This is a genomic window from Paenibacillus sp. VT-400, assembly GCF_001029205.1.
GTDB lineage: Bacteria > Bacillota > Bacilli > Paenibacillales > Paenibacillaceae > Paenibacillus > Paenibacillus amylolyticus.
The window spans coordinates 2,093,959-2,119,422 of record NZ_LELF01000067.1; the positions used below are offsets into that span (position 1 = coordinate 2,093,959).

General features: G+C 45.6%; 22 protein-coding genes. 21 read left to right on the forward strand and 1 reads right to left on the reverse strand.

Annotation, left to right across the window (positions count from 1 at the left end; all coding sequences use genetic code 11):
- The first annotated feature begins 16 nt into the window (after nt 1-16).
- From EL84_RS19970 to EL84_RS20050, 17 genes are all read left to right on the forward strand, one after another.
- A complete protein-coding gene (locus EL84_RS19970) occupies nt 17-841 on the forward strand; it encodes a carbohydrate ABC transporter permease (protein WP_036608291.1) in 825 nt (274 codons plus the stop codon).
- Nucleotides 842-859: 18 nt separating this feature from the next.
- Nucleotides 860-3,661: an alpha-mannosidase gene (locus EL84_RS19975; RefSeq protein ID WP_047842826.1), complete on the forward strand. Its 2,802-nt coding sequence runs from the start codon at nt 860-862 to the stop codon at nt 3,659-3,661.
- Between the two features lie 242 nt (nt 3,662-3,903).
- Nucleotides 3,904-4,908: a Gfo/Idh/MocA family protein gene (locus EL84_RS19980; RefSeq protein ID WP_047842827.1), complete on the forward strand. Its 1,005-nt coding sequence runs from the start codon at nt 3,904-3,906 to the stop codon at nt 4,906-4,908.
- 24 nt (nt 4,909-4,932) lie between these two features.
- Complete coding sequence (locus EL84_RS19985; RefSeq protein WP_235431556.1) at nt 4,933-5,856, forward strand: helix-turn-helix domain-containing protein; 924 nt, start codon at nt 4,933-4,935, stop codon at nt 5,854-5,856.
- A 14-nt stretch (nt 5,857-5,870) separates the two neighbouring features.
- Nucleotides 5,871-6,968, forward strand: coding sequence for a Gfo/Idh/MocA family protein (locus EL84_RS19990; protein ID WP_047842829.1), 1,098 nt, complete (start codon nt 5,871-5,873; stop codon nt 6,966-6,968).
- Nucleotides 6,969-7,118: 150 nt separating this feature from the next.
- Nucleotides 7,119-7,832 (forward strand): glycosyltransferase, encoded by a 714-nt coding sequence (locus EL84_RS19995; protein WP_047842830.1) that lies wholly within the window; start codon nt 7,119-7,121, stop codon nt 7,830-7,832.
- A 311-nt stretch (nt 7,833-8,143) separates the two neighbouring features.
- Nucleotides 8,144-8,896: a FadR/GntR family transcriptional regulator gene (locus tag EL84_RS20000; RefSeq protein ID WP_047842831.1), complete on the forward strand. Its 753-nt coding sequence runs from the start codon at nt 8,144-8,146 to the stop codon at nt 8,894-8,896.
- Entirely contained in the window at nt 8,893-10,104 is a 1,212-nt protein-coding gene (locus tag EL84_RS20005; protein WP_047842832.1) for a M20 metallopeptidase family protein, read from the forward strand. Before EL84_RS20000 ends, EL84_RS20005 begins: the two co-directional genes overlap by 4 nt.
- Complete coding sequence (locus tag EL84_RS20010; RefSeq protein WP_047842833.1) at nt 10,101-11,666, forward strand: ABC transporter substrate-binding protein; 1,566 nt, start codon at nt 10,101-10,103, stop codon at nt 11,664-11,666. Before EL84_RS20005 ends, EL84_RS20010 begins: the two co-directional genes overlap by 4 nt.
- Before the next feature lie 102 nt (nt 11,667-11,768).
- The gene (locus tag EL84_RS20015; protein ID WP_017688654.1) at nt 11,769-12,686 is read left to right on the forward strand and encodes an ABC transporter permease; all 918 of its coding nucleotides are present in this window, start codon (nt 11,769-11,771) and stop codon (nt 12,684-12,686) included.
- A gap of 16 nt (nt 12,687-12,702) precedes the next feature.
- Nucleotides 12,703-13,632 carry an ABC transporter permease gene (locus EL84_RS20020; protein ID WP_152683044.1) on the forward strand — a complete coding sequence of 310 codons (930 nt, stop codon included), beginning with the start codon at nt 12,703-12,705 and terminating at the stop codon, nt 13,630-13,632.
- A gap of 21 nt (nt 13,633-13,653) precedes the next feature.
- A complete protein-coding gene (locus EL84_RS20025; protein ID WP_047842834.1) occupies nt 13,654-15,672 on the forward strand; it encodes an alpha/beta hydrolase family protein in 2,019 nt (672 codons plus the stop codon).
- The gene (locus EL84_RS20030; protein ID WP_047842835.1) at nt 15,669-16,145 is read left to right on the forward strand and encodes a hypothetical protein; all 477 of its coding nucleotides are present in this window, start codon (nt 15,669-15,671) and stop codon (nt 16,143-16,145) included. The genes EL84_RS20025 and EL84_RS20030 overlap by 4 nt, the downstream gene beginning before the upstream one ends.
- Nucleotides 16,146-16,308: 163 nt before the next feature.
- Nucleotides 16,309-16,671: an Asp23/Gls24 family envelope stress response protein gene (locus tag EL84_RS20035; RefSeq protein WP_047842836.1), complete on the forward strand. Its 363-nt coding sequence runs from the start codon at nt 16,309-16,311 to the stop codon at nt 16,669-16,671.
- A 32-nt stretch (nt 16,672-16,703) separates the two neighbouring features.
- On the forward strand, nt 16,704-17,312 hold the full coding sequence (locus EL84_RS20040; RefSeq protein WP_047842837.1) for a GNAT family N-acetyltransferase: 609 nt from the start codon (nt 16,704-16,706) through the stop codon (nt 17,310-17,312).
- A 250-nt stretch (nt 17,313-17,562) separates the two neighbouring features.
- A complete protein-coding gene (locus EL84_RS20045) occupies nt 17,563-18,168 on the forward strand; it encodes a pentapeptide repeat-containing protein (RefSeq protein ID WP_047842838.1) in 606 nt (201 codons plus the stop codon).
- Nucleotides 18,169-18,311: 143 nt separating this feature from the next.
- Nucleotides 18,312-18,695 carry a hypothetical protein gene (locus tag EL84_RS20050; RefSeq protein WP_047842839.1) on the forward strand — a complete coding sequence of 128 codons (384 nt, stop codon included), beginning with the start codon at nt 18,312-18,314 and terminating at the stop codon, nt 18,693-18,695.
- A gap of 157 nt (nt 18,696-18,852) precedes the next feature.
- On the opposite strand, the gene EL84_RS20055 is transcribed toward EL84_RS20050, so the two are convergent.
- Nucleotides 18,853-20,358 (reverse strand): MFS transporter, encoded by a 1,506-nt coding sequence (locus tag EL84_RS20055; RefSeq protein ID WP_047842840.1) that lies wholly within the window; start codon nt 20,356-20,358, stop codon nt 18,853-18,855.
- A 140-nt stretch (nt 20,359-20,498) separates the two neighbouring features.
- Here EL84_RS20055 and EL84_RS20060 point away from each other — a divergent pair, with 140 nt between their 5' ends.
- From EL84_RS20060 to EL84_RS20075, 4 genes are all read left to right on the forward strand, one after another.
- Nucleotides 20,499-21,338, forward strand: a complete 840-nt coding sequence (locus tag EL84_RS20060; protein ID WP_047842841.1) for a MerR family transcriptional regulator — start codon at nt 20,499-20,501, stop codon at nt 21,336-21,338.
- Nucleotides 21,339-21,720: 382 nt separating this feature from the next.
- Nucleotides 21,721-23,199, forward strand: a complete 1,479-nt coding sequence (gene abc-f, locus EL84_RS20065; protein WP_047842842.1) for a ribosomal protection-like ABC-F family protein — start codon at nt 21,721-21,723, stop codon at nt 23,197-23,199.
- Nucleotides 23,200-23,356: 157 nt separating this feature from the next.
- Nucleotides 23,357-23,923 (forward strand): TetR/AcrR family transcriptional regulator, encoded by a 567-nt coding sequence (locus tag EL84_RS20070; protein WP_047842843.1) that lies wholly within the window; start codon nt 23,357-23,359, stop codon nt 23,921-23,923.
- Between the two features lie 353 nt (nt 23,924-24,276).
- Nucleotides 24,277-25,431, forward strand: coding sequence for a glycosyltransferase family 2 protein (locus EL84_RS20075; protein ID WP_047842844.1), 1,155 nt, complete (start codon nt 24,277-24,279; stop codon nt 25,429-25,431).
- Nucleotides 25,432-25,464 lie beyond the last annotated feature (33 nt).

Below are 25,464 nucleotides of genomic sequence, written 5' to 3' on the forward strand. Positions count from 1 at the left end.
AGGAGGTTCGATCCCTATGGTCAAACATGGGCTTCAACGCAAAATCCAGTACGGGATTCTAGTTTTTCTAGGGCTCTGTTTTTTATTGCCGCTGCTCTGGATCATTCTGGCTTCATTTGACCCGAACGCGCAACAGGGTATCAAAATGCCCAGTACCTGGACCATTCAAAATTTCAAGGATGTACTCGGGGATTCGAGCAATCTTCGTTCATTCGGTGTAGGCCTGATTCTGTCGGGAGGGCAAGCGATATTGGTTGTTCTGGTATCGGTTCTTGCTGCTTATCCATTATCCCGTTATGAAATGAGATTCAAAAAAAGCTTCTTGTTATCGATTCTGTTCATGACAGCTCTTCCGATTACTGCCGTGATGGTTCCGGTATTTCAGATGTTTCTGTTCTTCAAAATGCAAAATAGCATCATTGCCACGATGCTTTTCCTGACTGCATCCTCACTTCCTTACGGCATCTGGATGATGAAAAACTTCATGGATTCAGTACCAATCGATTTGGAAGAATCGGCATGGATTGACGGAGCGTCTGTGTGGAGTAGTTTGAGACGAATCGTGGCGCCATTGATGTTGCCGGGTATTGCAACAATAGCGATATTTACCTTTTCGGGAAGTTGGGGCAACTTCTTCGTGCCATACATCCTGCTCCAGACACCGGAGAAACTCCCGGCATCAGTCACGATTTATCAGTTCTTTGGCAGCCACGGTATGGTTGAATACGGCAGATTGGCTGCATTTTCACTACTTTATACAATGCCTTCGGTTGTGCTATATATTTTCTCCCAGCGTTACATGTCCAAGGGCTTCAGCATGGGCGGGGCAACCAAAGGTTAATGACAGGAGGTACGCTACATGACAACCAAAAAGACGGCACATCTCATCTCGCATACCCATTGGGACCGCGAATGGTATATGCCTTATGAACACCATCACGTATTGCTCATTGAGCTGATGGATAAACTGCTGGACACGCTTGATCAGGACCCGGAATATCGTTATTTCCATCTGGATGGGCAGACGATTATTCGTGAAGATTATTTGCAGGTTCGGCCCGAACAACAGGAGAGGCTCGACCGTTATATCCGCGAAGGACGCATCCATTTTGGTCCATGGTATGTGTTACAGGATGAGTTTCTGACCAGCAGCGAGGCCAACTTGCGTAATCTGCTCATCGGTCATCGTGATGCTCGACCTTTAGGTGTGATATCCAAGACGGGATACTTCCCAGACTCCTTCGGAAATATGGGACAGGCACCGCAGATTCTTCAACAGGCGGATATTCATAACGCGATCTTCGGGCGTGGGGTGAAGCCTACGGGATTCAATAATGCTGTGGTTGATGCAGACAGTTATGAATCTCCCTATTCGGAGATGAACTGGCGTTCGCCGGATGGTTCGGAAGTGCTCGGTATTTTGTTCGCGAATTGGTACTGCAATGGGATGGAAGTTCCGGTTGATTCGGAGAAAGCCCGAGCCTATTGGGATAAAAATCTGGCGGATGCCGAGAAGTTTGCCTCGACTCCACATCTGTTGTTCATGAATGGTTGTGATCATCAGCCGATCCAGACGGATCTGCCCGAGGCTTTACGTACGGCGGCTGCGTTGTATCCTGATGTAGAATTTATCCACTCCAATTTTGACGATTACATTGAGGCGGTTACGAAGGAAGTGCCTGAGCATCTGGCGACCATTGAGGGCGAGCTTCGCAGTCAGCATACGGATGGTTGGGGAACACTGGTGAATACGGCATCTGCCAGGGTTTATCTGAAACAGTTGAATCAGCAGGGGCAGATGTTGCTTGAAAAAGTAGCCGAACCACTCGCCGCCATGGCCCATATAGCTGGGGTAAAGGATTATCCGCACCATCTGTTGTCACATGCATGGAAGATGCTGATGCAGAACCACCCACATGATAGCATCTGCGGATGCAGTGTGGATGAGGTTCACCGTGAGATGGTGACCCGCTTTGCCAAGAGCAGACAGCTTGCAGAGAAATTGGTTTCCCAGAGCGCGCAGGCGATTGCTGAGTCCATTCGTGTGCAATCTGCTGAGGCTTGGGGAGAGGAAGCAGTGCTGTTCACTGTGTTTAACACGAGTGGATGGAATCGAAATGGAATCATTGAGATGGATCTGATTGTGGACAAAGCATTTTTTCCGGAAGGTCCTCACCCTCAAGCCCTTGCGCAAAAGTTGGAAGAGGATGCACTGCCAGTGTATCAGCTGGTCGATTCAGATGGACGCACGTATTCGGCAGAAATCAAGGATCTGGGTGCGCATTTTGGCTATGAACTTCCGAAGGATCGCTTCCGACAGCCTTATATGGCTCGTAAAGTAAGAGTGACTTTCCAAGCGGTGGATGTACCTTCTCTAGGTTATAAGACGTATGCTCTCATTCCAGTAGAGAAACAAGCAGAGATTGTTGAGATTGTTGAAGTGCCCGATACGAGTGAACTCATCCAGGTGCAGGGAATGATGATGGAGAACGGTCAATTACGGGTGACGGTTGAAGAGAATGGTACGGCAACAATTGAAGATAAGGTCTCCGGTGCTGTATACAGGGGATTGAATTCATATGAGAATACCGGTGATATCGGCAATGAATATGTCTACCGTCAACCCGAGGGAGAGACAACGCTGACCACGGAGCATCTGAAGGCAGACCTGCGGATTGTGGAGCAGTCTCCGTACCGGGCAGTTATGGAAAGTGTATTACGCTGGGATATTCCTGCTGGAGCAGATGAACTGTTCGAGCTGGAGAAGCGCCAAATGGTTCCTTTTACAGAACGGAAGGCACAGCGAGTCGAGAACACTGTTCCCCTGGTGATTACGACAACGTATACATTGGAAGCAGGCAGTAATATGGTCAAGGTAAAATCTGACTTTAACAATCAGGCCAAGGATCATCGACTGCGTGCATTATTTCCATCCGGACTGGTGACAGAGGAGCATTATGCAGATTCCATCTTTGAAATTGCCAAACGTTCCAATACACCGGCAAAGGAATGGGTGAATCCAAGTAATGCACAGCATCAGCAAGCGTTTGTACATGTGACCGACGGTGATCATGGCTTGATGATTGCAAACAAAGGGCTGAATGAATACGAGATTTTACAGCATGAAGAAGGCAGCACGATTGCGGTTACGCTACTGCGTTCCTCTTCGGAACTGGGTGACTGGGGTGTGTTTGAAACACCGGAAGCCCAATGTCTGGGACCTCAGAGCGTGGAATATGCAATCATTCCATTTGCGGGCGATGCCGCACAGTCAGGTGCATGTGCATCCGCATATGTGTATCCGATTCCGTGGACGACTGTACAGCTAGGGACACTTGCATATACATTTGAGCAAGAAGGTCATGCTGGAGTTGATGGGCAGAAGGTGGAACTACCTCTGTCGAAGCAATGGTTGGCGTGGAATTCGCAAGGTTCGACACTGGCATTCTCCACACTGAAGATCGCAGAGGAAACTGGAGATTTGATTGCTCGCTGGTATAATCTAAACTCCGAACCCGTTGAGTTGAACGTTCAGCCTGGAGTTGAATGTGCCTCCGTTTATGAGAGCGATGTGCTGGAACGGGTTAAAGACACGTTGCAGGGTCAAAGCCAGACGGTATCGGGGTACAAGATTGTTACACAAGGGTATACGTTACGGTGAGTTGATTTTTGAATATCATAATTATAGAAACCTCCTGGTCACGGTAGCGTGGACAGGAGGTTTTTGTTGTGTGCTCCGTTATATGCACCCAAACCAAAGCGTTATGCTGTGAAAATATCTAATAACATTCATGTCGTGATTTTATACATTTATTGTCGCGAGTTTCTATTAAAAATAGATTAAGTCTGTGATAACTTATAGATAAATGTCAGAATATTATATAGTATGGAGGTAAGACAACAGTGACTATTCGAATTGGAAAAATTAGCTTGTGGCATGTTCATGCATGGGATTACATCAAGCAGGCACAGGAACATGAGGATACAGTCATCGCCGCCGTTTGGGATGAAGATGCCAAGCGGGGGCAGGAAGCGGCTGAACGCTTAAACGTACCATTCTATGCTTCACTCGAAGATATGCTGGCCAAGGATGACATCGATGCCGTTATTGTAGATGCGCCAACCCGCATTCATGAAGAAGTGATCACCGCTGCTGCAAAAGCAGGTAAACACATCTTCACGGAGAAGGTTATTGCGTCGACACAGGCGGAATCCAACAGAATCCTCAATGAGGTAAAGGCAAACAAGGTCAAGATGGCAGTCTCCTTACCGCGTCTGAATGCAGGATATACGCTAACGATACAGGATGTGCTTAACCAAGGATTACTTGGTAAAATAACTTATGTAAGAGCGCGTTTATCGCATGATGGAGCGATTTCCAACTGGTTACCTGAACACTTCTATGATCTGAAGGACTGTCAGGGCGGTGCGCTGATTGATCTGGGTTGCCATCCAATGTATCTCGCCAAACTGTTTCTGGGTCAGGAAGTAACAGCGGTTAATGCGAACTTTGGATATATTACAGGCAAAGAAGTGGAAGATAATGCAGTTGCAACCTTGTTTACGGATTCTGGAGCAGTCGGTGTTGTTGAAGCCGGTTTTGTGAACAGCCATTCTCCGTTTACGATTGAGGTTCATGGTACGGAAGGTACAATTCTGTACGGAACACCCGAAGAAAAGTTATTGATTTGCACGAAAGCAGCACAGGGACAGTATCAAGAGTGGACTGAACTTCCTTTGGCAGACCAAAGAGAAAGCGCATTCAATCAATGGGTTGCACATATACAGAATGATACGGATGCAACTGAAAACGTGCAGATCGCTATGGAGTTGACCCGTTTGATGGAAGCAGCGAATCTCTCTGCCAAAGAAGGGCGCAGAGTTGCTCTCGATGAGTTGAAGGGTTAGGTTTTATTAAGGAGGTGTGCAATCTTGAGCCTGTATCCTTATGAGAAAATGCTTGAACGGCAGGATCTCCTGGAGAGACTGGATATTCTAATGGTTTGGGGACATTATGAGATTCGCGTGATGCGATTTCATCTGACTTCTTTTCCAGCGGGCCGAGTTGTGGATTTCCATAATCATGCAGAGTTTGAGTTTCATTTTATCCCAAGAGGTAAAGGCAAAGTTATTCTCGATGATCAGACACATGCGCTCTCGGAAGGTATGCTTTATTTGACTGGACCGGGTGTCGTTCATTATCAGGAGGCTGATGCCAAAGAGGACATGGATGAACTATGTCTTCATGTGGATATCGTTCACAAGCCAAGAGAACATGTCGATCCCTGGGAAGCAGCAGAATCCGAGGAAACGCTGGAAAAGCTAAGAACGCTTCCGCTTACTCCGGTGAATGATTATCATCGTGCAATGCATTGTTTTTTGGAAGCCTACGAGGCATGTGATCTAAAATTGTTAGGTTATTATACGTCGATCAAGCAACTGGTTATCAGCATATTACTCAAAACCGTGCGAGCATACGACACCGGGGGGAATCGACCGGAAGCCCCTGTGCGGGATATGTCGGTATATCGCTATGAGTATGCACTACAGTATATGGAGGCGAATCACCCTTCAGTGGTCACGCTGGAGCATGTAGCTGAGAAACTTCATATTAGCAGCAGACAATTGCAACGAATCTTCTACCAAGTACAGCCGGAGATGCCGTTCAGCCGTGTACTGGAGGATATTCGTCTGCGCGCCGTGTGCCGCAATCTGGAGGAAAGTAACGTATCCATTGAACAGATCGCACTTGCTTCAGGATTCAATAATGCCAACTATTTGCATGCTGTATTTCGCAAACGTCTGGGGATGACCCCGTCGGCTTTTCGTAAAATGAAACAACCAATACTTAAGTGAGGGTGAATATATATATGAGTAAAGTATATCGTATCGGAATTATTGGCTGTGGTGGAATCGCGAATGGTAAACATCTGCCGAGTCTGAGTAAACTGGATAATGTTGAACTGGTGGCTTTCTGTGATATCGTTCAGGAACGTGCGGATGAAGCCAAACAGAAATATGGCACTACTGAAGCCGAAGTCTACACGGATTATCAGGAATTGCTTAAGGATGAGTCTTTGGACATTGTGCATGTACTTACGCCGAATATTTCTCATGCCGAGATTTCTATTGCTGCCCTGGAAGCGGGGAAACATGTCATGTGTGAAAAGCCAATGGCGAAGACATCTGCTGAAGCACAGCTCATGCTGGAAGCGGCAGAACGTACCGGCAAAAAACTGACTATCGGATACAACAACCGTTTCAGAGAAGACAGTCAGTATTTGAAGAAGGTGTGCGAAGCAGGTGACCTGGGTAATATTTATTTTGCCAAAGCACATGCGATTAGACGTAGAGCAGTACCAACCTGGGGTGTTTTCCTGGATGAGGAGAAACAAGGTGGCGGCCCATTGATTGACATTGGTACGCACGCACTTGATCTGACGCTCTGGATGATGGATAACTATCAACCAAAAGTTGTGCTGGGTACGACCTATCATGAGCTTTCGCAACGTGAAAATGCGGCCAATGCCTGGGGCCTGTGGGACCCAAAACAATTCTCCGTAGAAGACTCGGCCTTTGGCATGATTGTGATGGAGAATGGGGCAACGATCATGCTGGAATCCAGTTGGGCACTGAACTCACTGGATGTGGATGAGGCGAAATGTAGCTTGAGCGGTAGCGAAGCGGGTGCGGACATGAAGAACGGACTGCGCATCAATGGTGAGAAATTCAGCCGTCTATACACCAATGAGATTGAACTGAGTGCAGGCGGGGTAGCTTTCTACGATGGTAAGAGCGAGAGCGCACCGGATGTTGAGATGAGAAAGTGGATTGAAGCGATTGAGAACGATCAGGAGCCGGTGGTCACACCGAAACAAGCACTCGTTGTATCTCAAATCCTGGAAGCACTCTATGAATCAGCTCGCACAGGCAAGGCAGTGTACTTGAATAATGGTAGCGAAGCATAGAAAAGGCTTAAAACAATAGATTACAAAACCCTTTGTCCTGTTATTTGGGGCAGAGGGTTTTTGGTGTTTTGGATGCTAGCTATTGGTCCATACCAGACTCTATTTCGGCACATATGATGAGAGAAAAATGAGCTGAAAAGAGGGTATGTCTTGACTAAACACAAAACGGGTCATGGTGTTTCCATTGTTGTATGTACCAATCGGCCGCAATTTTTTGATAACATCCTGCAAAATTACAATCGGCAGCGTTATAAAAGCAAAGAGCTGATCATTGTCCTGAATCATGACAGTATGAATCTGGCATTATACCAAAGCCGGGTTCGGAATCTTGCCAATGTTCATGTATATCAAGTTCCGGAGAGTATTTCCCTAGGACAAAGCCTGAACGCTGGCATGACAAGGGCACGCTTTTCGTTAATTGCCAAATTTGATGATGATGACTACTATTCGCCGTATTATTTAACAGAGCAGGTGAGAGAACTTAGACGGACCAAAAGTGATATTGTGGGTAAACATTCGTGCCTGGTCTATTTGGGCGCATCCAAGACATTGTTGGTCAGATCTCCTGCTGAAAAAAATAAACCGGTTGAATTTGTTCAAGGGGGCACTATTTTATTCAAAAGAGAGATCTTGAAAAAAGTCCGCTTCACGGACCGTTCAATAGGGGAAGATGTGACCTTCCTGAGACAATGCAGGAAAAGAGGATTCAAAGCGTACGCGACCTCTCCTTACAATTATGTCTATCACCGCAGACAGAACAAAAAGAGTCATACCTGGAGAGCGGATGACAGCTTTTACCTGAGGGGAAGCAAAAAACTTGCGGTTACAGAGGATTTTAGACCCTATGCTAATAAAAAGTTATAGAGAACAGAAATAACCTGAAGAAACGGAGCATTCGTCTAAAAGCTTTCTGAAAGAAAGTTACATCGAAAGCATACGTTATCCCGAGCGATCGGAAGGTTGTCCTGTAATCGTAGTGCCCGTATGTCGTCAAATAACGAAAACGAAGATGCATCTGCTGTGTGTAGATGCGTCTTTTTTGTGCCAAAATGCTTCAATTTGGAGGTGATAAGAAAAAAATATGAATTTACTTGAAAAAAAGTATTGCATATAAGTTTAGTCGGAATTATATTAATGGTATAAGGTCTAGACCATATACAGATCGGAGTGTTTAGATGTCCAGTACGTTTTCATTTCGTTTTGAGAAAGTATCTACCAAAAAGGTTAGTGAATTCATTAGGGAACAACTGGAAGAAGCCATTATTTTGAAAGAATTAATGAGTGAAGAACAGCTTCCAGCCGAGCGAGATCTGGCAGAGATTTTTAACGTAAGCCGGATTACCGTTCGTGAGGCACTCTCTTCACTGGAAGAGAAAGGCTTGATTGAGAAAAGGGTGGGTGCCAAAGGCGGAACATTTGTACTGCCTCTGACAGCCAATTCGCATAAACGGACCAGAGAAGAAATTAAACGGGATTGGTCACAGATGCTGAAGGTGTTCGAATATCGAACCATCATCGAGCCGGAGGGAGCTTTTCTCGCTGCTGAGCGGATCACCGCAGGCGAACTGGAGCTGCTTGAGGGTTACATGGAGCAAAGTATAGAGCCAGACTGCACAAGGGAATGGTTCAGGGCGCTGGATGTGAAATTTCATCTGACCATCGCCAAGGCTTCGGGGAATCCATACTGTGAGAGAGCCGTCAGACAGATTCGGACGAAAATTAATCCGGCTCTCGACCTGATGCCTTATGATGACCGGATACGTACCGTCAACCACGGTGTACATATGGAGATTCTTGAAGCATTGAAAGCCCATGATAGCATCAAGTCTAAGGAGACGATGAAAAGGCATATCGAATTCTCAGCGGATGCAATCTATGCCCGTTTGGTTTCTGAATCGGACAAAAATGAAGGGAATGACAGCAAATGAATCGTTCAGAACTAATACAGCTGGCTCAGCCACTACAAGCCCAGTTAAGTGCTTGGCGCAGAGATTTACATCAGCATCCGGAAATCGGCTATGAGGAGCATCGCACATCCGCTATCGTAGCTGAGCATCTGGAAAGCCTGGGGTTGGAAGTTACACGCAATGTCGGACAGACCGGGGTTACAGGCCTGCTTCGCGGAGAGACAGATGGACCAACCTTTGCCTTGCGCGCAGACATGGATGCTCTGCCAATCCAAGATCAGAAAGCGGTGGAATACCGCTCGCAAGTGGAAGGCAAAGCGCATCTGTGTGGACATGACGCTCACACCTCCATCCTGATGGGAGCCGCCCAACTGCTTACTGGTCTTGGAAGACCGAAATCAGGCAACATCAAATTTATTTTCCAGCCAGCCGAAGAGGGACTTGCAGGTGCAAGAGCCATGATCCAGGACGGTGTTCTGGAGAATCCAAAGGTTGATGCCATCGCAGGATTACACATGACACCTGGACAGAACACGGGAACCTTGGGTGTAAGTCAGGGCGTTGCTTTTGCATCAGCTGATCCCTTGATTATCAAGGTGTTTGGCAAGGGTGGGCACGCAGCTCGTCCGCATGAGGGTATTGATGCGATCGCGGTATCCGCTCAGGTCATCACCGCATTGCAAAATATCGTCAGTCGGATGGTTGATCCACTTGAACCGGCAGTAGTCACGATTGGCAAAATCACGGGAGGTTATATGGGAACAGCCATCGCCCCCGAAGTGGAGATGATCGGTACGGTTCGTACACTCTCACCTGCCATTCGTGAGCGGATGCCAGCTTTGATCGAGCAGGTTGTTAAAGGGGTCTGTGATTCTTTTGGAGCTGGATGCGAAGTTGTCTACGGCGATGGATACCCTGTTGTCGTGAATGATCTCGGCATGGTTGACCTGCTAACAGAGACTTGTGATCAGGTTAATGCGGAGAAGGGATGGACTTATATCAAACCTTCTACAGGGGGCGAGGATTTCGCTTTTTATTGTGAACAGGTTCCGGGTGTGTTTTTCAGACTAGGATCTGGGAATGATGAGGAACGTACTCGTTATCCACTTCACCATCCCATGTTTGATCTCGATGAGACAGCGATGCCTTATGGTGTGGGCATGTTGTCTGCAGTAGCACTTGAATTTTTGGCACGGAATACAACTTCTGAGGGGGAGCAATCACAATGAAAAAAAGACAATGGACAGGCTTGTGGATAACGTTACTGGCAGTCGTAATGGTACTCAGCGCTTGCGGAGGAAAATCGACAAGCACGAATGATGGTTCCGCATCAGAAGGAACGGGCAGTGGAAGCGCAAGTACAACACTGACCGTTGCTGCAGCAACAGATATTGAGAGTTTCGATCCGCACAACAACAACAACACCTCCAGTGAGGCGGTTCTGGTCAACGTTTTTGATTATCTGATCAAAAATGACAGTGAACAGAAAAAAGTTGCTGGACTTGCGACATCATGGGATCAGGTTGATGATACAACGTGGAGATTCAAGCTGCGTGAAGGTGTTACCTTCCACAATGGCGATCCATTCACTTCAGCAGATGTAAAATACACGCTGGAGCGCGTAGCCAAGGACGAGACACTGAAACAAAACAGTTATTTCAAAAATATCGTAGAAGTTAAAGTGGTGGATGACTATACCGTAGATATTATCACAGATGGTCCAGATCCGTTGCTCCTGAACCGTTTGTCCAAAATGGGAGCAGGCATTCTGCCAGCAAAATATATTGCGGATAAAGGATTCGATACTTTCCTGAAACAACCGGTAGGCACAGGCCCTTACAAGTTCAGTAAATGGACCAAAGATGATCGTGTGGAACTGGTGAAAAACGAGAACTACTTCGACGGTGAACCAAAATGGAATGAAGTGGTATTCCGCGTTATTCCTGAAGCCTCCACACGTGTATCCGAATTGCTTGCTGGTGGTGTGGATGTTGCGTCTTCCATTCCGTCCACTGACATTGCCCGGATCGAAGGCGAAGCAGATAAGAAGATTGTCAAAGCGCCAATCCAACGTGTGCTCCAGTTGATCTTCCGTCAGACAGAAGGCAGCATCACAGCTGATCCGAAAGTACGTGAAGCGATTGACCTGGCTATCGACAAACAAGGGATCGTGGACAGCATTGCCGGCGGAGCAGGTATCGTAACCCGCACATCCGTAACACCAGGCAACTTCGGTGCTGATCCTTCATTGTACAAAACATCACTTTATGATCAAGAAAAAGCCAAACAGTTGCTGCAAGAAGCTGGCTATGCGGAAGGTGAAGCCGAGATGACCATCTCCGTTTCCGCACAGTACAAAGAACAGGCTGAAGTTGTTGCAGCAATGCTGGAACAAGCCGGATTCAAAATCAATCTGGATGTCCTGGAAGCAAGTGCATTCAGTGAACGTTACAGCTCCAAATCATTCAAAGAAATCTTCATGATTGGTATTGGTAACTCCTTGTTCGATGCTTCGAATAACTACAATCGTTATATGTTGGAAGAAGCAAAAGACGAGTCGGATTACAACAACCCTGAAGTAGAGAAACTGCTTCAATCGGCATTGGTGAACATGGACCCTGCGTCTCGTGAGAAAGAGTATCAGCAAGTACAACAGATCTTCTCTGAAGAACGCCCAGCCGTATATCTGTACCAAATGGAAGGTGTCTACGGAACAAATGCTAAAGTGAACTTCGCGCCACGCAGTGACGAGATGTTCTATGCTGACGAGATTACACCTGTTGCACAGTAACATCGGGTATAACAACCGGTCATTGAAAAGATAGGCCGTGAACGGCAGGGACTGGATAACCATGTTCCTGCCGTTCTTTTTTAAAAGGGAGGTGAACAAGGAATGGGCAAATACGTACTTAAGTCACTACTGCAGATCATTCCGGTGCTGTTCATTGTTTCATTAATTGTGTTCATTTTGGTTCGAGTCACCGGTGATCCGGTTGCGCTAATGTTGCCTGAAACGGCTACCGCTGAAGATCGTGCTGTCTTGACGCAGGCACTTGGTTTGGACCAGCCTTTATATACGCAATACGTGAAGTTTCTGGGCAGTGCGATACAGGGAGACTTTGGTCAATCTTTTCGCTACAATCAGCCTGCGTTAGAGCTTGTGCTGGAGAGATTGCCTGCCAGCTTTGAACTGGCTGTAGCCGCCATGTTTTTTGCTGTACTTATGGCTGTGCCACTTGGAGTCATTTCAGCTGTCAAACGCAATACGTTTACCGATCTCATTATTTCAGGAATATCCGTCATTGGTAAGGCGATGCCAAACTTCTGGATGGGGATTATGCTTATCCTCTTGTTCTCCGTCATGCTGGGCGTATTGCCGGTATCTGGTCGCGGAGGATTGTCACATCTGATCTTGCCGGCCTTTACACTTGGTGTTGGACTGGCTGCGCAGATGACCCGACTGATTCGCTCCAGCATGCTGGAGATTCTCAACCAGGACTATATTCGAACAGCTCGCAGCAAGGGGCTTGGCCGGATGGTTGTCATTGTAAAACATGCATTTCGGAACGGATTGATTCCGGTCGTGACAATTATGAGTTTGCAGTTTACAAGTCTGATCGGGGGCACTTTGATTACGGAAACGGTATTCTCCTGGCCTGGACTGGGTCAGTTGCTGGTCGTTGCAGTCAACACACATGATATGGCGATTGTACAGGCAGCGGTGTTTGTCATTGCCTTTATCGTTGTAGTAATCAACATCTTGACGGATGTAGCTTACAGGCTACTTGATCCGCGCATCAAATACGACTAGAAGGAGGTGCAATCATATGACAGGCAGCAATGAAATGCCAATTCCGGGTACAGAACAGGAACAAGACAATGGGCGTGCACCAACCGGATTTCGTTATATCTGGCAACAACTGATCATCAGCAAGACCGGAATGTTTGGTGCTGTGCTTGTATTGTTGGTTGTGTTAATTGCCATAGGTGCACCTCTATTGACGAGTCATGATCCGGCAGCGGTGAATCCGCTGGGCCGACTTAAACCACCAGCATGGCTTGAGGGCGGAACGGCCGAATACTGGCTGGGTACCGATAATCTGGGTAGAGACATGTGGAGCCGCATTGTATATGGTGCCCGGGTTTCCTTAATCGTGGGTATGGGTGCCGTAATTGTGTCAGGAATCATTGGCGCCATTCTGGGGCTGGTATCCGGATTCTATGGGAAATGGGTGGATGCCGTAATCATGCGTGTAGGTGATGCATTCATGGCGATTCCGACCATTCTGTTCATGCTTGTTGTAATGGCAATTGTTGGCCCGGGTATTACAACGTTGATCTTTGTCATCGGGGTGACGAACTGGGTTCCATTCACTCGTGTGGTAAGAAGTGAGGTTCTTAGTATCAAAGAGCGTGATTTTGTTCATGCGGCCAGATCAATTGGCGCGAAGAATGGAAGATTGATTCTGAAACACATTCTGCCGAATATCCTTTCATCCTTTATCGTCATCTGCGGTATGAATGTCGGCACGACAATTATTATGGAAGCTTCACTCAGTTTCCTGGGTCTGGGTATCAAACCACCCGATGTATCCTGGGGAGGGATGCTCAGTGATGGGAGACAATACGTTGCAACAAGCTGGTGGGTCGCTACATTCCCGGGACTAGCCATTACATTTACCGTACTCGGTGTTATTTTCCTTGGAGATTGGCTGCGTGATGTGCTTGATCCACGTACGGAGACAACCCATAAATAAACGGAGAAGGGAGCCATCATTATGAATCAAAGACCAATTATGCCGGAGGATCTGAATCACTATCGTTGGATCAGTCAGCCAGTGATCAGTCCGAAGGGACAAGTGGCTTATGTGGAACAGACCATAGATCAGGATAAAAACGAATATAACACGCAAATTCGAGGGATTTCGCTCGATGGTGATGAAGATATTGCACTTTCGGATGGAACAAAAGATTCCTCACCTGCTTGGTCGCCGGATGGCACACAGCTCACATTCATTCGCTCAGAGGATGGGGGCAAAGGATTATGGACGCTCCATTCAGATCAAAAAGAGCCTGTCATGCTGATATCTCCCGCACGTAAAATTTCAAGTTATATCTGGTCACCGAACGGGCAGTACATTGCGTTTACCAGCAAAGTACAACCGGAGGACCAACAGAAGAAAGCAGACGTCCAACAGGAGTCTGTACCTGTACTGCGAGGTAAAGTCTTCGAGCGTACAACGCCGAAGGCGGAAGGGGCTGGCTGGTGGGATGGTCAATACAGCCAGTTGTTTGTATATGAGATCAAAAGCGGGGAAATCACGCAGGTGACTTCCGGGCTATGGAATATCAGCGCTCCGGCGTGGTCGCCAGATAGCAAGCAGCTTTCTTTCATTTCGAAGCAAGTAGAGGACGAGGAACTTGATGCGGATCTGCTTTACTTTACCGATGTATACAGCATTCGATTGGGAGAAAGTGATCTGTTCAAAGTGACGGATTCCAGTCTGGCGATAAGCCAATTCTCCTATTCGTCCGACGGGCAGCAGCTGATCCTGATCGCCAGTGATCGTGAGTATGGAAGCGGGAGCCACAACAGCTTATACGCTGTTCCCGTTCATCGAGGTATACCCAGGCCAATCGCACCTCAATTAGATATGCAGATTGGTAACGCGGCGCTTGGAGATATGAAGTCGGCAGGTGCGTCACCTTCTCCTATCTCGGATGCCCATCATCCAGAACGTGGTGTATATGTACTCGGAACAGATAACGGGAATGTGGACGTGTATCGCATTCAAGAAGATGGGAATTATCAATCTGTGACGGGCGCTGGTGAAAAGGATGTGTATCAGTATACCTTAACGCCAGATGGTTCGTCGCTGGTAATCGCTGCGTTGACTGCTGAACACCCTGGAGAGTTATATCGCGTGGATATCGACAGTGGTGAAATGTTCAGACTCACCCGGCGAAATGATGAATTTATGGCTGAATTGGCTGTAAATGTGCCAGTCCGTGTAGAGTTTAAGTCCTCTGATGGATGGCCGCTTCAAGGTTGGTTAGCCACACCGGCAATACGTGACACCAATGGGAAACTGCCACTGATTTTGCAGATTCATGGTGGACCCCACGCAATGTATACGGGAACATATAGTCATGAGATGCAGACACTTGTTGCGCAAGGTTACGCTGTGCTGTGGATCAATCCTCGCGGAAGTATTGGATACGGTCAGGAGTTTGCCAGAGCTTGCCGTGGTGACTTTGCCGGAGGGGATTACCGGGATCTGATGGAAGCTGTTGATTATGCCCTGGCTACATATGATTTCCTTGATGCATCACGTCTGGGTGTAGCGGGTGGCAGTTATGGCGGAGTGATGACTAACTGGATTGTAGCGCATACCCACCGTTTCAAGGCGGCTGTAACCCAGCGATGCATCTCCAACTGGTTGTCCATGTATGGAACGAGTGATATCGGAATTTCCTATGTTGAGGGAGTCATTGGTGGTAATCCGGCGGAAAACGCTGAATTCCTGTGGTCCCGTTCACCTCTTGCCCATGCACATCACATTGAGACGCCACTTCTAATCATGCACGGAGAGCAGGACTATCGGACACCGATTGCGCAAGCGGAGGAATTATATACTACGCTAAAACGATACGGCAAAAAGACCAAACTGATTCGTTATCCGGGCTCCAACCACAGTTTACTCAAAAGCGGTAAACCTTCATTACGTATCGATAGCTTCGAACAGGTGAATGCCTGGTTCAATCAGTACCTCGGGAATGAGGAGGGCGAGCAATGAGTCGAACTCAGCTGTCCATTCCTGTAGGGCTTCTTGTAGAAAATGTACTGACAAGTAGAGAATCAAAAGAAGTGATTATTGAATGGTTACAACGTCGAGACTATTCCCGTTTGTTGCCTCTGGTTAAGGAATCCGCGATGGATTTTGATGAAAGACTACAGACAGCAGCTGATATCGGAGACGATTGGGAAAGGGCGATACGTCAGGGTTATGAGTTCAAGTTTTTGCATATTAACGGGTTGAAACGATTGCTCGATTTCCGGTTTGATCGTAAGGTGGATCGGGATTACGTTCAAGATGAGTTGTCTCTGAAGCATATTGAACTGACCGCAGAAGAGATTGAATTGTTGCAAACGTTAATCGGTAGGCAGTGGATCGTACAAGCAGAAGAAACAGAGCAGGCAGAAGAAGGCAGAACAGATAGCGAGTTATCTTCCTGCATTCCTGTCCGTATTCAATTGAAATTCCCATAGTATGACTAGAAGAAACCGCGATGATCGCGGTTTTTTTGCTATGTACAGGTAGAAATGAGGACGGCTGAATTCAAAAGTTGAAATCGGACTCTGTATGATTTATATTTATATTAAATGATATTATTATCTATCAAAAATGCGCGTATAAAGAGGGGGACCTAGGATGTCCATTCAAAATGTTTTGGGAAAAATTCAAATATCGGATGATGTGATCTCCAAAATTGTCGGCAAGATTGCGAATACTACCAGTGAGATTTCCTCCATGTCGACAGGACTTGTAGAAGGCATCACCAAAAAGTGGAGCGGGAAAAGTCTGCAAAATGGCATAGCTATCCGCAAGGTAGAATCAAGACTGGAGATAAACGTAAAGGTTGTCGTTTGTTATGGAACCAAAGTGCATGAAGTCTGCAGGGAATTGCAAAACAATGTGAGATTACGTGTGGAACAGCTGACCGGATTAACTATTGATACGGTGAATGTGATCGTTGAGGGGTTATCATTCAACCAACCTGCTACCAAACTTTAATTCAATTTCAACTACCTAGAGGAGTGACAGCGATGAATAAGATTTCCATAACAAAAGCCAGTCCACAATCATTAGTCGGCGGGCAACTAAATCAGATGGCACTCGAATATATGGCCTATTCGCTTGCAGGTACCAAGGATAAAGGCATTATAGAAAAAACATTTAACAAGTTATGGCGTTCGAATCAGAACCGATTCAGTCACCAATATGCTTATGAAGCTAAAATGGGTAACCAAACGCTGGGCATGATCATGTGTTATCCGACCACTATAATGAACAAACTTGCTTTGCCAACGTTCTCCAAGCTGTTTGAACTTCGGAAATGGAGCCTGATTAAGTATAATCTCCAACACTGGAAAGAGTTCTACTCCATGGTTACATTAAAAGAAGCGGAGAACGACGAGTACCACATCGGAACATTGGCTACGTTGCCAGAAAGCAGAGGACTTGGTGTAGGAACACAGCTCATTCATTTTGCTGAGGAGCAAGCTATAACACAAGGTCTGTCCAAATCCTCACTTACGGTTAAAAAGGAAAACCTACTAGCTATTAAACTCTACGAGCGTTTGGGATACCAGAGAGTAGGGAAAATCAATAAACCTTCGTTATCCCTGTACAGGATGTCCAAAAAACTGGTGTAATGCTTTCTGATAGGAATAAAACAAGCAGCTAACTGGAGAGTTTCATATATAAGCCCACATTGGAACAGTTAAAAGTGTGAGCTGGAGGGGCGCTTTATGCGTTCCTTTTTTAGTTTTCAGATTTTACTCATAAAAAAAGTAACTTGACTTTTACGGGTGTTTAAGCAGGTACTTGACAGGGGTGTGGTATAGTATAAAAAGTTCTTTTAATGAAGAAAGACGGAGAAATATACAATGTGGGGTGTAACCAGTGTATCAATATAAGGATCAGGAATATGAAGCAGTACATTTTGAGGGACGTGACCTGCGCTATGGAGAACTCATAAGCTGTGTTTTCAAACAGTGTACATTTATGAACGCTTCTATGGAAGAAATTGAAACGAGTAACTGTCGTTTTATCGAGTGTGACTTCAAAGGGGCTTCCATGAATGGGTCGATTCATACGGAATCGGCTTTTGAAAACTGCACCTTCGGTGGTGCAAATCTCTTTGCTTCCAAATTCAGCTCCTGCAAGATGACAGGCTCAGACTTCTCTGGTGCGCAAATGGATGGCATTACCCTGAGTCACGGCGATTGGTCCTATACCAATCTGAGACATACACGTTTGGGGAAACAGGATCTGCGAGGAATTCGTTTCTTTGAGGCTGACTTTACGGACACGGATTTCACCAAAGCGGATTTGAGAGACAGTGATCTTACCCGAGTTGTATTAAGCAGAGCCAAGTTGCAAGGAGCCGATCTTAGAGGGGCTAACCTGGAAGGCATCGATCTGAAATCACTGGATATCAAAGGCGTACGTTTGGATCGCGAACAAGCCGTTCTGTTTGTACGCTCGTATGGTGCGAAAGTAGACTAAGTTGAGTTGAACATACACAGCATGAAGCCGCCCTTAAGGCGGTTTTTTTGACTTTGAGGTTTTCCGATTCAAAGAGAATAGGCAGGAAAAAGAGATCTAAACAAGAAGTAGTTAACATAAGTTTCAACTAAAAGGAGGTTATCATGACCGTCACATTAATTATTATTGTCGCTATTATTGTCTTTGGGCTTATAACAGGCACAATCACTACGATTATGGCATTTAAACTGCTACGTAACAATAAAGAGAAACATCACCTTCGCAAGAGCATTCTGATGGACGGAATTCACACAGAAGCAATAATTCATGATATTGTGCAGACATCATCCAGTAGGGATGGAAGGCCTGGCGTGCGATTGGATCTGACTGTAACCCAAGTTGACGGCCGCACCTTCCCAACAATTGTAGAGACTTATATTCCAATCACACATATTCCCCATTTTCAGAAAGGAAATGTCATTAACGTAAGATACATTGCGATGGGGAATGAACGAAAAGTTGAGGTAGAGGATGCCTATCTTCCGTGAGGTGCAGCAAGGTGGTAAGCTTCGGTTATCAGGCATATCAAAAACCATTACCTGAAACAACTCAGGTAATGGTTTTTGACGTTAATTTAATTGAGTTAATCCTCTTCTTTTGACATATTTCGTATATACCTCGCTTTGTTTCATGAAGTGAATTTCATTACATTTTAACGCTGTGCTTGTGGGTTCGTTTCAATCGCACAGCAACCCAACTCATAATCAGAGCAGCAATGAACAGAAATACGGTCACACCTGCAATGACAACAAAGAAGGATTGGTCAAATGCAGCAAAGGCGGCATTTTTGAGCGATTCAGCAGACGCAGCAGGCAAGCTTTCGGCAGCGATAAGTGCTTCATCCAGACTGTCCTTCGCATTGGCTGGCACACTAATCCCCGCAGGAATCTTCATAGCGAGTGTGTAGAAAAGGGTCGACATGCTTCCGATGATTGCAATACCGGATGCTCCGCCCAGCTCATAACCCACTTCCTCAATGGAAGCGGCCATGCCCGCTTTGTGTGGTGGGGCATAACTCATAATGGAATGTGATGCAGCGGTCATCCCTGATCCAAGACCTGCACCAAGCAGTGCCAAGCCGATAATCTGCCCAGTGAACCCAGCATTGAAATACATCAGATACGTCCCCATGCCAAGGGCAGCGATGAAGAGGGTGAAGCTTTTGATATATACAACATCCACACGGTGCATAATAGCCCCCGTAACAGGTCCGGCGATGAGTGCTGCAACAGGTATTGATACGGTGAATAGTCCAGCCTGAAGCGGTGACATGCCTTCCACCAGTTGAAGCCGCTGAGTGACCATATATTGCACACCCATTTGTGCAAACAAGCCAACCAGTGCGGTAATAAAGCCGGTACTGAATCTTGGGATTTTGAATAAGGACAGATCCAGCAGCGGATTGGGACTGTTATTCTGACGGCGAATAAAGATGATCAGGGACAGAACACCGATCACAGCAGCTATGATAGCGAGTGTCAGAGATCCTTCGCGTCTTGTGAATTCCTTAATGGAATAGATAATTCCGACCATGGCAATCATGATCTGAATGGAACTGGTGAAGTCCCACTTTTTCGATGCATCCCCTTGATGTTTAGGGATCATTTTTAAGGCGAATACAAAAGCGATAATGGCTATGGGCAGGTTAATCAGAAACACAGAACCCCACCAGAAGTGTTGATGAAGCAGTCCACCAACAATCGGTCCCAATCCAGCACCACCTGATGCAATGGAACCCCAGATGCCGATTGCCAGTGCGAGTTCTCGCTCATTCGTAAACGTAACTCTGATAATCGACAATGTCGCTGGCATCATCATGGATGCACCTACAGCAAGAAGAATTCTGCTCATGACTAGCATAGCCGGTACTGGAGAAAAGGCAGCAGCAAGAGAAGCAGCAGAAAAGACGACCAAGCCCAAGGTAAATATTTTTTTATGACCAAGACGGTCCCCGAGTGTTCCCATTGCAGGAAGAAGACCCGCCATGACAAGGGAGTAACCGTTCAGAATCCATAATTTCTCCGAAGCAGATGCACCGAGATCATGGGTCAAGCTGGGTAAGGCTGTGTACAGGATGGTCATATCCATCACAATGAGTAATAGTGCACTTGAGACAATAACAAGAATCATCCAGCGTTTGAATTTTGACATGTTTCCCTCCGACGATATGAATAACTTACAATTCAAAGACTAAACTATCGGGTAACCCTATAGTCAAACTTTTCTTTACACACTATAATGCATGTATATTGATAAAACTTAGACTACATATGTACATGGAGGGCCCTTAGATGGCTGGACATCACGCACAACACTTTACCACCAGTGAATTTGCCAAGATCTGCGGAGTGACCAAACATACCTTGTTTCATTATGACCAGATTGAGCTGTTAAAGCCTGAATATACCAATGCCAAGGGCTACCGCTATTATGGTATGCAACAAACGTATGTGCTGGATGTCATACATGTGCTGAAAAAGGCAGGAAGCTCACTCCAAGAGATTAAGTCGTTTATTCAAAATCAGAATACACCATTGTTAATTGAGCTGTTTGAACAGAAATTAAAGGCACTTGAGTTGGAGCAACAACGAATCAAACGTATGCAAAAGCTGCTAAGTGGTGCCATTGAAATGACGAAACAAGCCACGGATGCTTCTCCTGAAGGGCTGCATATCGAACAATGTGAGCTGGAGTATTTTATTACTGTTCAACTGGAGCAAGGGGATGGGGATAAGGAATTTTTCCGTAAGTTCATTGAATACAGGACCCATTGTGATGAACAGATGATTGATTATGAGTTTCCGGTATGGACGATCCTACGTCAGGAGCACTATGAGGCAGGAGAATACTATCCGGATTACTTTGGCAACAAAATAAAAGCTCCAATTTCAGGGGAAACGATATGGATTAAGCCAAAAGGGATGTATGCCGTCATGAATCATCGAGGTTCATACGAAAGCATGCCGGAGACGTATTCCCTCATGAAAGAGGAGATAGAAAAAGAGGGACTGCAAGTCTGTGGACATGTGTATGCACTGGACCTGCTCACTTATTTTGCAGAAAGTAATCCCGATGAGTACATCATCAAAATTTACGTAGAGGTGTGTAAGCCAGAAAACACAATGGTTTAACGGTACGGGGATGGAAGATGAGATCGAGGCTACACTGTCTTGACCCATATCGTATTCCATGTTAAGTTTTCTGTATTAAATTTTGAACTTTCAAAGGGGGATAGAGTCATGACTGAATTAGAGGTTGTGGATGTTTATGTGGACCTGTCAACAAACATGAACAGTGGCATGGTTCACAATATGACTAATCAGAATCCGACACTTTGTCCTCCTATGCATAGATCTACTTGGCGCTGAGTGGTTTATCGCCAGGTTTCTTTATTGTATAAGCGAATCTAAATTCTGATTATGTTCAAATATTAAAGTGAGGGAATCCATGCCATGTTCTATGGTGAAATCCCGTCAGTTTACTTTTATATTTCACATAAAAAGGATGATATGCATGTCTTTAATCAACGTTACCAACCTGACCTTTGCTTATGAAGGCAGTTACGATAATATATTTGAAAATGTCAGTTTTCAGTTGGACTCCGATTGGAAATTGGGTTTTACCGGAAGGAACGGCAGAGGCAAAACGACATTCCTCAATCTGTTGCTTGGCAAATATGAATACAGCGGACATATCTCTGCGAATGTTAGCTTTGAATACTTTCCTTTCCAGGTAGAAAATAAGGGAGCCATGACCGTTGATGTCATCGGCGAGATTCATCCTGAATATCTACACTGGCAAGTTGTGCGCGAGCTTAACCTGTTAAAAGTGTCAGAAGATGTGTTGTATCGGCCTTTTGATACGTTATCCAACGGAGAACAAACAAAGGTGATGCTGGCTGCTTTGTTCCTGAAGGATAATCGGTTTCTGCTCATAGATGAACCTACCAATCATCTTGATCTCCATGCAAGACAAATCGTCAGTAATTATCTTGGTAGCAAGAGTGGATTTATTTTGGTATCTCACGATCGATCCTTTCTGGATCACAGCGTGGACCATATCCTTTCCATCAATAAAAGTAACATCGAGATTCAGAAAGGCAATTTCTCCGCTTGGTGGGAAAATAAAATAAGGCAAGATCAGTTTGAACTTGCGAGTAATGAGAAATTAATAAAGGATATCAAGCGTTTATCCGATTCAGCCAAACGGACCGGTGGATGGTCGCATGAAGTTGAAAAAAGTAAAAATGGTACGAGAAATTCCGGTTCCAAGGTGGATAAAGGATATATTGGGCACAAGGCTGCCAAAATGATGAAACGTTCCAAAAATATCGAACAAAGGCAGCAATCTGCGATTCAAGAGAAATCCAAACTTCTCAAAAATATCGAGAGTGCAGAACGTCTACAGATTCATCAGCTGGATTTTCACAAGCAGGAACTTGTTGAATTGGAACATGTGTCGATATCATATGGCTCCAATACGGTGTGTAAGGATGTCAGTATCACGGTTGAACAAGGGGATCGTATTAACCTGTACGGTAAAAATGGATCTGGCAAATCAAGCATTCTTAAACTGATCTGTGGTGAAGATATCCCTTATACAGGTCTTTTCCGAAAGGATCATCAGCTTAAAATCTCGTATGTGTCGCAGGACATGTCCGATCTCGGAGGACATTTATCTGAGTATGCGGCCACACAGGGGATTGATGAAAGCCTGTTTAAATCGATACTTCGAAAGTTGGATTTTTCCAGACTGCAATTGGAGAAAGATATTTCAACGTTTAGCGCAGGTCAAAAAAAGAAAGTGCTCATTGCTAAAAGTCTTAGTGAAAAAGCTCATCTGCATATTTGGGATGAACCACTCAACTTTGTAGATGTCATTTCACGTATGCAGATCGAAGACTTATTGCTGGAATACTCGCCAACCCTGCTTTTTGTAGAGCATGATCGTGAATTTTGTGCAAATATTGCAACGAGAATCATGGAACTATAAGTACGTATGAGATAAAAGATGACCATGTTAAGAGCCGCCAAATGGCGGCTTTTAGTATTACTCGTGAGGAAGTATGCTATAATTTTATAATCTCATCCAATCATTTGATGGATGACTAGATCAATTGTAGACTAATTCGCCAAGAGGTGTAATACCAATGAAAAAGGAAATGACAACAATCAAACAAACCAGGCTCCATTCCATTTTGGACGAGGCCACCAAATTGCTGATTGAAAAACCGAATGCTTCTATGAATGAGATTGCAGAATCTGCAAAAATCGGGATTGCTACGTTACATCGATACGTGGAAAGCCGCGAACAGCTCATGGTATATCTCGGATTACGCGCGATAGAGGTGGTCAGTGAGACCATGAAAGAAATCCAACTGGATGAGGAGCACTGTGAAAAGTACATACCTGAGCTGATCGAGGCGCTGATTCCATTAGGCGACAAAATTTATTTTCTGGCTCATGACACCACCATTAACTATAATCCCGAGATTGAGGGAGCAGATCTGAAACTGAGAGAACCTGTACTACACGCGGTCGGTCTGTTACAACAGAAAGGTTATTTCCGCTCTGATCTTGATAAAACTTGGATTGTCGATGTGCTGTATTCCATCATGTTCCTGACGTGGCAGCAGGTTGTAAGTGGTCTTATCGCGAGAAAAGCAGCCCCCGCGCTTGTGGTGGATACGTTTTATCATGGATTTAAGCAGCGATAGCTCAAGGTTAATTCAGCGAGAATCAATAGATTTCCATCAAGCGAACACCCCAAAAAAAGTCGAATGTATCGTTAGATACACAGACTCTTTGAGGGTGTTTTTTTGCGTTCACAACAGCGTTTCTCAGTGCGCAAGCTGCAAAAACTTGATTTTCTCACATATTCAAATATTAACAGAGTTCAGAATTTAAGATTTTCAGTTTACAAAAAATGATATAAATTTCTAGTAGATTCAAATCATTACCAAATAAAGACAAAATATTCAAGTGAGGGGGCCGGACAGAAACACCAGCAATTGTGCAGTTCGAATCAGCTTATGTACTCATTCCATCAACCCAAATCAGGAGGGATTCCATGCTTTACACCATTATTGTGCCAGTCAACCAGGACTATAACATTTTGAACCTGTTCACAGATTCGCTACTCCGGACGGTAAGCCGATCCACTCAGATTATTTTCATCAACGATGGTTCCGGCTCAGCAGTCTTTCAACATCTGGATAAACTGAAGCAAGAAGTAAGAGAAGGTGTGACCATCGAGATTCTTCAGCATGATTTTCCACTCGGTTGCGCCGTCTCGATTAATAGCGCACTGAGCCTAGCCAAGGGAGAGTACATTTACTTCCTGGATTCTGACACCATTCTTCAACCGAACTGGCAACCGATGATGAAAGAGACACTGGATAGCGATATTACGATTGGCATGATTGGGGGCGTTCTGTTGTATCCGCAAACAGGAGGCGTGCAGCATTGCGGCATTGCTTTTGCGGACACCATCGGCCGACACCTGTTCCTGAACGCATCTCCTGATGATATCCCAAAAGAAACCTTCTCTGTTCAACTGGTGGTGTTTGCCATGTTTGGCATGAAGCGGGAGGTGTATGAGACCATCGGCAACCTCGATGAGAAATTCTTTAACGGATACGAGGACTTTGATTATCAGATGCGGGCACGAGCTGCCGGATACGATACGGTCATTAACCCGAATATTCAAGCATATCACTGGGAACGCAGCAGCGGCATTCACCGCAACTTCAACCGGAAGAACAATCTGGCACGCTTCTGGAAAAAGTGGGGCGGTCAAATCGAGGCTGATGTATGGCCATTCGTTTTCAGTCATCTGAAAGCACAGCTGGAAAGCCAAGAGGAATACCAGCATCTGCCGATTGTCGGGATTGACCTTGCCGAGGTTCGAAGTGATGCCGATACATTCTGGACCAAGCTGGAGGAAGCCGAATTTGCAAATGTAGCCGAAGTACGGGACTATTCAAACCGCTTTAATTCCAATGGGGCCATCTGGCTGCCACAGGTACTGGGCAAGGAACTGATTCATAGTGAGAACCGGTTACTGTTTTTGGTGGACAATTTCGCCCGTTTGCTGGAGAACCGCTACTGGATTGAGATGAGACATGCTCATCGAGCCAAGGATCTGATCATTGATCTGTATGGCAATGTGATCACGATGGATCGCATATACGATGGATGCTGGCCTGGAACCAAAGTTCGGTAATTCACTCACAACGAAAATAAACAGGGAGGTACT

Bases quoted from the DNA above. Each gene is read 5' to 3' on its own strand.
- EL84_RS20005 (WP_047842832.1), top strand. From the start codon at position 8,893: ATGAATCGTTCAGAACTAATACAGCTGGCTCAGCCACTACAAGCCCAG.
- EL84_RS20020 (WP_152683044.1), top strand. From the start codon at position 12,703: ATGACAGGCAGCAATGAAATGCCAATTCCGGGTACAGAACAGGAACAA.
- EL84_RS20055 (WP_047842840.1), bottom strand. From the start codon at position 20,358: ATGTCAAAATTCAAACGCTGGATGATTCTTGTTATTGTCTCAAGTGCA.
- EL84_RS20075 (WP_047842844.1), top strand. From the start codon at position 24,277: ATGCTTTACACCATTATTGTGCCAGTCAACCAGGACTATAACATTTTG.
- EL84_RS20040 (WP_047842837.1), top strand. From the start codon at position 16,704: ATGAATAAGATTTCCATAACAAAAGCCAGTCCACAATCATTAGTCGGC.
- EL84_RS20070 (WP_047842843.1), top strand. From the start codon at position 23,357: ATGAAAAAGGAAATGACAACAATCAAACAAACCAGGCTCCATTCCATT.
- EL84_RS19990 (WP_047842829.1), top strand. From the start codon at position 5,871: ATGAGTAAAGTATATCGTATCGGAATTATTGGCTGTGGTGGAATCGCG.
- EL84_RS20030 (WP_047842835.1), top strand. From the start codon at position 15,669: ATGAGTCGAACTCAGCTGTCCATTCCTGTAGGGCTTCTTGTAGAAAAT.
- EL84_RS20000 (WP_047842831.1), top strand. From the start codon at position 8,144: ATGTCCAGTACGTTTTCATTTCGTTTTGAGAAAGTATCTACCAAAAAG.
- abc-f (WP_047842842.1), top strand. From the start codon at position 21,721: ATGTCTTTAATCAACGTTACCAACCTGACCTTTGCTTATGAAGGCAGT.
- EL84_RS19975 (WP_047842826.1), top strand. From the start codon at position 860: ATGACAACCAAAAAGACGGCACATCTCATCTCGCATACCCATTGGGAC.
- EL84_RS20050 (WP_047842839.1), top strand. From the start codon at position 18,312: ATGACCGTCACATTAATTATTATTGTCGCTATTATTGTCTTTGGGCTT.
- EL84_RS20060 (WP_047842841.1), top strand. From the start codon at position 20,499: ATGGCTGGACATCACGCACAACACTTTACCACCAGTGAATTTGCCAAG.
- EL84_RS19970 (WP_036608291.1), top strand. From the start codon at position 17: ATGGTCAAACATGGGCTTCAACGCAAAATCCAGTACGGGATTCTAGTT.
- EL84_RS20015 (WP_017688654.1), top strand. From the start codon at position 11,769: ATGGGCAAATACGTACTTAAGTCACTACTGCAGATCATTCCGGTGCTG.
- EL84_RS20010 (WP_047842833.1), top strand. From the start codon at position 10,101: ATGAAAAAAAGACAATGGACAGGCTTGTGGATAACGTTACTGGCAGTC.
- EL84_RS20035 (WP_047842836.1), top strand. From the start codon at position 16,309: ATGTCCATTCAAAATGTTTTGGGAAAAATTCAAATATCGGATGATGTG.
- EL84_RS20025 (WP_047842834.1), top strand. From the start codon at position 13,654: ATGAATCAAAGACCAATTATGCCGGAGGATCTGAATCACTATCGTTGG.